The 9,614-nt window shown below is 31.0% G+C and carries 4 protein-coding genes and 1 other RNA gene; 1 reads left to right on the top strand and 4 read right to left on the bottom strand.

The genetic code is table 11. From position 1 onward, the window contains the following. Window positions 1-816: 816 nt before the first annotated feature. A complete protein-coding gene (locus tag ACP6PK_RS10880; RefSeq protein WP_426559615.1) occupies window positions 817-1,686 on the bottom strand; it encodes a phytanoyl-CoA dioxygenase family protein in 870 nt (289 codons plus the stop codon). Window positions 1,687-2,508: 822 nt separating this feature from the next. Continuing rightward, window positions 2,509-2,923: RNase P RNA component class A (rnpB, locus tag ACP6PK_RS10885), an RNA gene on the bottom strand. Between the two features lie 660 nt (window positions 2,924-3,583). Between rnpB and ACP6PK_RS10890 the strand changes: the two genes are divergently transcribed. After that, on the top strand, window positions 3,584-4,783 hold the full coding sequence (locus ACP6PK_RS10890) for a lipid-A-disaccharide synthase-related protein (RefSeq protein WP_426559616.1): 1,200 nt from the start codon (window positions 3,584-3,586) through the stop codon (window positions 4,781-4,783). Window positions 4,784-7,199: 2,416 nt separating this feature from the next. Here the strand turns inward: ACP6PK_RS10890 and ACP6PK_RS10895 are convergent. After that, on the bottom strand, window positions 7,200-8,135 hold the full coding sequence (locus ACP6PK_RS10895; RefSeq protein WP_426559617.1) for a leucine-rich repeat domain-containing protein: 936 nt from the start codon (window positions 8,133-8,135) through the stop codon (window positions 7,200-7,202). A gap of 65 nt (window positions 8,136-8,200) precedes the next feature. Further along, window positions 8,201-9,226, bottom strand: a complete 1,026-nt coding sequence (locus tag ACP6PK_RS10900) for a leucine-rich repeat domain-containing protein (protein ID WP_426559618.1) — start codon at window positions 9,224-9,226, stop codon at window positions 8,201-8,203. Window positions 9,227-9,614 lie beyond the last annotated feature (388 nt).

Genomic DNA, 9,614 nt, shown 5'->3' on the forward strand with positions numbered 1-9,614 from the left:
TGGGATTTATATTATCGCAAATTGGTTGTGAACAAAATTCAAGTAATTAATATTACAACTGATTAGAGGATTGGGATTTATATTATCGCAAATTGGTTGTGAACAAAATTCAAGTAATTAATATTAAAGTGGATTCCAGGTTTATGAAGTAAAGTGGCAATAAATTTTTAAATAGTTTTTGAAGTATGGAATTAAGTTTTCATTCTTATAAAGTAAATTCACTATAATTACTGTACCTTAGTTACATGGAATAGGCTGTCATTAACTGATAAAAAGTTAGACAGTTTTACTATTCAATCTTGTACCTCATTTCTAGGAAATATACTTTAATAATACCAATTTCATAAAATATTGCTAAAGTCACGACACAGGGAACAGGGAACAGGGAACAGGGAACAGGGAACAGGGAACAGGTGGAATAAAAACATAAATATTAAAGAGGAAAAAATGTTTGATTTCTAGAATTTATGTAATTTATATTTTTTTATTGTAGGAATAAATCAAAAATTACGATGTAATAGCCTTTTTTGAAAATAGTATAACTATGATATAGCAATCCTCCGCATATTCGTGGCAAAAATCTTACTGTTTTTTAGGCAACAGGCACTATTCTTACAGCTCCAGAAGGTAGGAGTTTCAACTTTTTTATTTAATTTTTAATTACCCGCAACATAAGCGCGGATTGCTATATATAGTTATTAAACAATTTCTCTCAGGTTATCTGGCATCTGCCTATTAGTTTTAGATTTTTTTAAACTACTTATTTACTCATACATTCAATCTCTAAATAGTTAGCATTTCCAATAATATTTATCATCAACCATAAGCTCCATGAGGTAAAAATCCCAAAATTCTCTTCAATCTTTCATCTCCTCCTTCATAACAATGACTTGGCATCTGATAATTCATAAATGGTGCATATTTATGACCAACTAATCTTTTCCCATAAGTAATTTGTGTAATGTACCGGGTGATAGAAGATGAATTTCTAGAACCTCTATGCCAAACTTGATTGTTGAAACAAACTGCAGTACCCATTCTTCCAAGACAACTATGAATTTTATCTTCATATCCTGAAATATCGCCGTCGCAAAATTTACCAAAAAGATGTGAACCTGGGATAACTTGGGTTGGTCCATTGTCTGGAGACAATACATCAGTCAAGTAATAATTAACAGTAAATGCTAGAACATTTAAGCGAATATTATTTAGGGGTTTGCCATCAAGGGAAAGAGCGTGTGGTGTATCATCTTGATGCCATTTATTTTTTGCTAATCCATCAGTTTGAGGAGGAATTTTAAAAGAATTATTGTGAATAACATGAACAACATTAGCGTTAGGAATTCCATCATCTCTTGAGTAACCTGTTCCATTTGCTCCACCGATTAAATCTTCTGCAAATGTAACAATTGGTTCCATGGCAAATAAGTCTAGATTATCTTGGGAATGCTCAAACATTCGTTCCATTATTTTGGTTGATGCGTAAGCTTTTACTAATGGATTAGATATGTCATATTTTTCATCTTCAATTTTCTTTAAAATTTTGTCTAAGTCATTTCTAAGAAATTCACATTTTTCGGGTGTTAATACATTGGGAATTACTAAAAATCCATTAGTATGAAAAAATTTAATCCAGTAATTTAATTGCTCTGTTGATGGTGTTTTACCAGCCCAATATTCTGACATTCTATTCTCCTTAATTCATAATCATTACACAACATTATTATAGCAATTTTTTGTGAGGCTTTAGAGAATATGGCAATCCGCGCATAGATCCCGGGTAATCAAAAAGTAGATAAAAAAACTGAAACTTTCGCCTGTTGCCTGTTGCCTGTTCCCTAAAAGCGGTAAGATTTTTATACACAAATAAAATAGGATTGCTATATAGATTAGGGTTGGCATAAAAAGTCTTTTTCAGGAGTAGAAGAGTGGGGTGGAAGGAGAGATTTTTTTTCCCTTATTTGCCCAGAATGCTAAGAACTTGTTGAGCGTTTTAGATTTAAAATATGGTACTTTATTTCTATCCTAAAAAAACTGAAGCCTTGATCTTTTATTAATTGATTATGAAAAATGAATAATAGACAACTCCAGAAAATAAATAACGGGAATTCAAGGATTGTTTATACTAGCTGAATCCCGCTAAATTTACCAGAAAAAATCCTTTTTTCTAGCTTTTTTCTGAAAATCTATATTCCTATTGCCTGTTGCCTGTTGCCTCTAAGAGCAAGAAGCTTATTCTTTTTCAGCAGATGTCTAATGGATAGTGGATAATGAAAATTCTCTATAATTATCAATTATCTATTGAAAATGAGAGGTTTTAAACCTCTAGGAATCAATTATCTATTAGTAAATGCTTTGAGAATTAATCAGCAAGCCCTAGATTAATGTTAATTGCTACAGGACTTCTGCAGTGGTACTAACTATATATAGAGTCAAAAAACTATAACGTTATAGTTTTGAAAACTATATACATGGTCTTGGCGTAAGCCCTATGCTATAAAAAAATAAGGAAAAAGTAGGAAGTAAGCCGGGTTCTGTTCTCTCAACTGAAACCAGTTAAGAGGGCAGTTATCTATCTAGGATGCCTGTTACCAGACACCTCTTGCGGTACACCTAACATCATAGATAAATCTATAATGCAACGGAACTGGAAAAAGACCAACCATTGTTCCTCCGACCTTGCTCCCCGCCGGGGTTTACCGAGCCAGTGCCTCACGACACTGCTGGTGCGCTCTTACCACACCTTTGCACCCTTACCTAGTAAACTTAAAGAATATTTAATCTACACAGGCGGTATTTTTCTGTGGCACTATCCTCACGATCGCTCGCACTGGGCGTTATCCAGCAAGCTTGGTCTTTAGGGAGCCCGGACTTTCCTCAGACCCAAAATCAATATTGAGTCCGCAACCGCCTCACCTACTTTTTCCCTATTTAAGTTATTGTATCAAAAAAAATCATTTCTTAAGTCATTTTTTGATAAAATATTCGAGTATTTTTTCCTGATACCAAATTCAATTTGGTTATTTATAGGACTCTCACTAGAAAACTGTTAAAATATTTACACTCTAAAATGGTGTAACTTTGTGGAATCATGCTGTTTATAGAAAAACAATTATTATCATAAAAATATTTGCTTGAAGGTGAGGATCAGGCTATGTTACTACCAGATAAAAAATTGATGATACTTGTTAATTATTTTTATCTTCCTGCCTATACCTGAAAGTTTTTAGTTTGAGTATTAGACATCTCTAATAATCAAAAATTAAATCAATTATCCCCCATAAATTATCAATTATTTGTCCCTACTTCCTACTCACTCTTTGATGCAAAAGTCTATTCTCAAATATCAAAGAATAAGTGACTTTTTCCTACTTAGACTTGAGAAAAAAATAGGTTAAAAATAAGCTCAAAACATTATACAGTAGTGATTTTACCTTAAATCAACTTTTTTCTTGATATATCTAGGTTCCAGCTATTTTTAGCACTGTGAAGTATTTGCCTTGCTAATACTAAGTTTGGAGTCATTTTCGGTATAAAAAATCTCTAAAGTACGCTACTCCCTACTCCCTACTCCCTAATTAGTATGAAAACAAAAAATATACTTTTTCTAAGTAATGGTCATGGAGAAGATACACATAATTGTCAAATTATTAAAGCTTTCAGAAAAATTTCCCCTGATACAAATATATCAGCTATGCCTATTGTTGGTTCTGGTAATAGTTATAAAAGTTTAAATATACCAATTATTAATCTTACAGCAAATATGCCATCGGGAGGATTTTTATATCTCAATCCTTTGTTATTATTTAAAGACTTGGGACAAGGATTAATTAGTTTAACTTGGCGACAGTTACAGACAGTTTGGAAATTTGCTAAAAATTACGATTTAATTATGGCTACTGGAGATATTGTAGTAGCAGCGATCGCCTATTCGACAAAGGTTCCTTATGTGGTATTTCTTTCGGCTGATTCTAGTTATTATGAAGGTCGAATTAATTTAGGTTTAATATTGCCAAAATTACTCAATAATTCTCGATGTTTGAAAGTTTTTTCTAGGGATGCTTTGACGGCAGAAGATTTAAACCGACAAGGAATTAAGAAGGCAGAATTTGTTGGTACGCCAGTTATGGATAATTTAACTTCAACAGGGAAAAATTTACAGCTTAAACCAGAGTTATTTACTATTGCTATTTTGCCTGGTTCCCGTTTACCGGAAGCTGGTAGGAATTTATGTTTGCTGCTGAAACTGGTTAAAGAAATTGTCAAAGTTATGGGAGTAAATGTTTGTCAGTTCCGCGTAGCAACTGTACCTATCTTAATGTCTGAACTAGAGGCAATAGGTATTTCTGAAGGTTGGGAATATCAAAGGGGTAAATTAACATTTTTAACTGAAGAATATACAATAGAAGTAATTTGTTATGAGGATGCTTTTGCAGATATTTTACAACATTCAAATTTAGTAATTGGTATGGCTGGAACTGCTATAGAACAATCTGTAGGATTAGGAAAACCTGTAATTACTATTCCTGGTGAAGGTCCTTCATTTACCTATCGTTTTGCGGAAGCTCAAACTAGACTTTTAGGTTCTTCAGTACAGGTTATTGGTAAACAAGCAGCTAATAGTTTTATTCTGCAAGAAGCTGCTCAAAAAGTAAAAGCAACTTTGGGAGATAAAGAGTATTTAGAAGCTTGTATTCAGAATGGTTTAGAGCGAATGGGAAAACCAGGAGCTAGTGATAAAATAGCTGATTATCTTGTTAAATATCTCCAGGAATATAAATAGCTAGTTCATTAATTGATAATTGGTAAGCATTCAGCTATTAGCAATAATATCCAGGTCTTATACCAAATTCAAAAAAGGCAGTTACATCTTAATTTGTGATTTATTCCTACAATAAAAAATTGTAAATTCCATAAATTGTAAAAATAAAACCTTTTTTACTCTTTTTTTATTATGTTGTTCTTTCCCTGTTCCCTCCATACCTGTTCCCTGTTCCCTATGTTGTGACTGTAGCAATATTTTATGAAATTGGTATTAAAGCTATCCATTATAGACTTTTATATTAAGAAAGATGTTTATAAAGTATAGTCTTAAGGGTGGGGTTTAGATTTCAAACAAAAAACAATAGCTGATAGCTGATAGCTGATGGCTAAATGCTTAGGATAATGGATAATTACCTCAAAAATAAAAACTTACTTCAATACTTCAAAAACTATTGAAAAAGCTAGTGGAACTTTTCCTAATAAATCTGGAATGTAATGTAATTATCAATTATTATTGGTACTATTAGTTATATATTTTTTAAACAATCTACTTAACAATTACTCTTAATCAGCCAGTTATTTTTTTATACTGAGGTTTTCTTTGCATAATTGGTAAGTTTGGAATATCAAGAGAAAAAATTATTTCGGAAATTTTATATTGTTTAGTTTTGAGGTGAGGGAATTATACCATTTCTCTATAACAATGCGCTTAATAATTCTTACTCAAACCTGAATTTTGCCAATAGCTGTCATCTTTTATTAAGCGCAACTTCATGGAGAAATGGTATTAGGAAATTCTTGTGCAGATATAGCAATCCTAAATAGGGTTTGCTGATTAAATATAAAAGCCTTGACAAATAAAGCTAAAATAAAGCTAAGTGCCTTTTTATGTCTGGAAAAAGTACGAAATTTTAGGTCAAAAAGGTTCAAAAATTTAGCATTTTTTGCTCAATATTTAGAGAAAAATTAAGGGACTATTCTTCTGACTACCTACTCTAAATTCCCTATTTATCCTGACTCCTGATGACTGACTCCTACCACTACTAAAATACTTTTTCACCAAGCCCTAAATAGGTCGTAACAAATCAAAAAGTAAATAAAAAAACCAAAACTCCTACCTGTTGCCTGTTGACTGTTCCCGAAAAAGCAGTAGGATTTTTGACACGAATAAAATAGTATTGCTATATTAGTTTTGTATTTTTTAAACAACCTACTTAATAATTACTCTTAATTCGTCAGTTATTTTTTTTATCCTAAGGTTTTCTTTGCATAATTGGTAAGTTTGGAGTATCAAGAGAAAAAATTATTTCGGAAATTTTATATTGTTTAGTTTTGAGGTGAGGGAATTAGGAAATTCTTGTGCAGATATAGTAATCCTAACTAGGTAATAACAAATCAAAAAGTAAATAAAAAAACTGAAACTCCTATCTGTTTCCTGTTCCCTGTTCCCGAAAAAGCAGTAGGATTTTTGACACGAATAAAATAGTATTGCTATATTAGTTTTGTATTTTTTAAACAACCTAATTCCCGAAAAAGCAGTAGGATTTTTGACACAAATAAAATAGTATTGCTATATTAGTTTTGTATTTTTTAAACAACCTACTTAATAATTACTCTTAATTCGTCAGTTATTTTTTTTATCCTAAGGTTTTCTTTGCATAATTGGTAAGTTTGGAGTATCAAGAGAAAAAATTATTTCGGAAATTTTATATTGTTTAGTTTTGAGGTGAGGGCATTAGGAAATTTTTGTGGGGATATAGTAATCCTAAATAGGTAGTAACAAATCAAAAAGTAAATAAAAAAACTGAAACTATTACCTGTTTCCTGTTCCCGAAAAAGCCGTAGAATTTTTGACACAAATAAAATAGGATTGCTACATTGGTTTTGTATTTTTTAAACAACCTACTTAACAATTACTCTTAACCCGCCAGTTATTTTTTTATACTGAGGTTTTCTTTGCATAATTGGTAAGTTTGAAGCATCAAGAGAAAAAATTATTTCATAAATTTTATGTAGATAATTATTGCTCTACTGATTAAATATAAAATGATTGACAGATCAAGGTTTTAGCCTTTTTAAGTCTGGAAAAAGTACCTAGTTTTTAGCTATTTATGCTCAAAAAGGAATGCTCAAAAAGGAGCACATTTTGCTCAAGAGAGTACCCCAAAAATTAATCCCCCGTTCCCCTACTACCTCGCTCCCCTACTCCTGAAAAAAGACTTTTTCAGCAAACCCTAATTACTATTCAGCTACCAGTTATAATAATTTTATGCTTCAGCAGTTTTCTTTCCAGAGTTGCTTACTGTAAATAATCAAGAGGAAAAAATCTATTAGTAAATTATCTATTGTTTGATTTTAAGGTGATAAAAGTCTGAGTTAGCTATCAGAAATTACTATCCGAAAGCTAACTGCTGAAAACTTAAAATTATAAAAGATTAAAATCTACAAACTGAACTAGATTTAACAGGACAGATTTTTTTATTCAGAGGATTTCCTTGTAAATTAAGGGTACTTAATCTAGTTAATTTTTCTAGGGAACTAACATCAGTAATTTGATTATCTCTGAGATTGAGAAAAGTTAAACTGGTAAGCTGAGATAGGGGAGTAACATCAGTAATTTGATTGTCTACAAGTTCCAGATTAGTTAACTTAGTTAACTTTGACAGAGGACTAATATTTTCAATTTTATTGTTAGAAAGACGTATTCTAGTAAGCTGAGTTAAATTTGATAGAGGAGTAATATCAGTAATTTGATTACGATTTAAGGCAATATTGCTCAGTTTAGTTAGATTTGATAAAGCGCTAATATCGGTAAATTTATTACCTACTAAAGCAAGGTTAGTTAAATTAGTCAAATTTGATAAAGGGCTAATATCTTTAATAGGGTTATTAATAAGATTTATGTTTTTCAGTTTAGTTAATTTAGCAAGCGGACTAATATCATAAACTTGATTATTCCATAGATCGAGGTCAATCAGATTAGTTAAATTAGCCAGGGAACTAATATCAGTAATTTCATTAAATTTAAGGTTGAGAATTGTCAGATTTTTGAGAGTAGAAATCGGCCTGACATCCTTAATTTCACGGCGAAATATACTGATTCTATCCGTACTAGAAAGCTTTTGGTTAGCGACATTACAATCTTCTGTATCAACTTCTTCTAATAAAAGATTGATAGTATGTTTAGTTTCTTCAGGAAGATTAGCTTTATTTTCACACCATTCTTGAAATGTTGTGTAGTTATTTGTTGGTTTTGACTCCTGGGAAAATGCGGGTAAACAATGAGAAATTCCTAGGGATAAAGTCAAAGTGGTTGAGAGGTAGATTGTTTTTTTGTAGGCGCGAGTTATACTTGAAAATATTTTTAGCATTTTAAGATTTTACTAACTTACTAACTTATCTAGGAATAGATTCTACTATCTTTTGCATAAAATTGTTAGAAGCGACAAATTGATTCTGGTTGAATAGGGCAATTTTTTTCAGTAACAGGGTTATTTCGCAGATATAGGGATTGTAATTTTGTCAGAGTTGATAAGGAACTAACATCTGTTATTTTGTTACGACTTAAATCTAGTAAAGTAAGGTTCCTCAAGGTTGATAAGGAGTCTATTGTTGTAATTTGATTAAAAACTAGAATCAGAGATTTTAGATTATTTAAACTAGAAAGATTTGACACTTCTATAATATAGTTATCGCTGAGGCTAAGATAAGTTAAGTTAGTTAGGTTAGATAGAGGCGAAATGTCACTAATTTCGTTCCGATATAAATATAGGTTGGTTAGGTTGTTTAGGTTTGATAGAGGAGAAAGATTCCTAATATTATTATCATTAAGATATAGGTGAGTTAAATTGGTTAAAGTTATTAAAGGGCTGATATTACTGATGCGATTAACTCCAAGATTTAGTTCAGTTAATTGGGTTAAGTGAGATAAGGGAGATAAATCTTCTATTTGATTAAAAATTAGTTTAAGATGAGTTAGTTTAGTTAAGTTGGATAAGGGAGACAAATCTTTAATATTATTATCACTGAGACTGAGGTGAGTTAGGTTGGTTAATTTAGAGAAGTCAGAAACATTTCTGATTCGATTACCATCGAGAGATAAACGAGTCAGTTTTGGTAGTTGAGATAGGGCGGATAATTCGACAATTTGATTATCATTCAGAGAAAGTCGAGTGAGATTTTTGAGGCTGGATACTGGGGTAATGTTTCTAATACGATAATTGCTGAGGGAAATAAAGGAGAGGCGAGAAAGTTTTTCCCCTGCTTCAACGCAATTTTCTGTTCTGGCTTTTTGCAAAAGAATTTTAACAGTATATTTGGCAGTAGAAGAAATATTAGTTTGATTTAAACACCATTCTGTAAAGGTAGAAAAATTTTCTGGTGAGGTAGACTTAGCTTTTTCTGGATTAGATAATGTTACTAAAATATAAATCAGCCAAAATATTACTCTGAGTTTTTTCATGGTTAATTTCTACTCCCAAATTTTGTTGATGTTAAAGTAAAAATTTAATAGATGATACGTCTAAAACAAATTTAGAAATCTTTCATCTAACTTTTGGATAAAATTAACTATAACTCTAACAGAAATTATACAAAACTCCAAGCTGAGAATAGTAGAATTTATCAAAAATTTTATTTTGCTTATACATAAGATGCAATTAATATAACTTGATACACCTAAGTCTCAGAAAAAATTAGGAATAATTATTTATTATAGTATTTTTACTAAAAAATAGTATGAGGCTAAATTTGATAAATTTGCTGAAGCACTAATAGAAAAAGATGTTCCTGAATCTAGGAATAATTATTTATTATAGTATTTTTACTAAAAAATAGTATGAGGCTAAATT

This window comes from Dapis hubbardiae BLCC-M172, from assembly GCF_050016015.1.
GTDB lineage: Bacteria > Cyanobacteriota > Cyanobacteriia > Cyanobacteriales > Microcoleaceae > Trichodesmium.

Excerpts from the sequence above, each read along its gene's own strand:
- ACP6PK_RS10880 (WP_426559615.1), bottom strand. The coding sequence starts at position 1,686 with ATGTCAGAATATTGGGCTGGTAAAACACCATCAACAGAGCAATTAAAT.
- ACP6PK_RS10890 (WP_426559616.1), top strand. The coding sequence starts at position 3,584 with ATGAAAACAAAAAATATACTTTTTCTAAGTAATGGTCATGGAGAAGAT.
- ACP6PK_RS10900 (WP_426559618.1), bottom strand. The coding sequence starts at position 9,226 with ATGAAAAAACTCAGAGTAATATTTTGGCTGATTTATATTTTAGTAACA.
- ACP6PK_RS10895 (WP_426559617.1), bottom strand. The coding sequence starts at position 8,135 with ATGCTAAAAATATTTTCAAGTATAACTCGCGCCTACAAAAAAACAATC.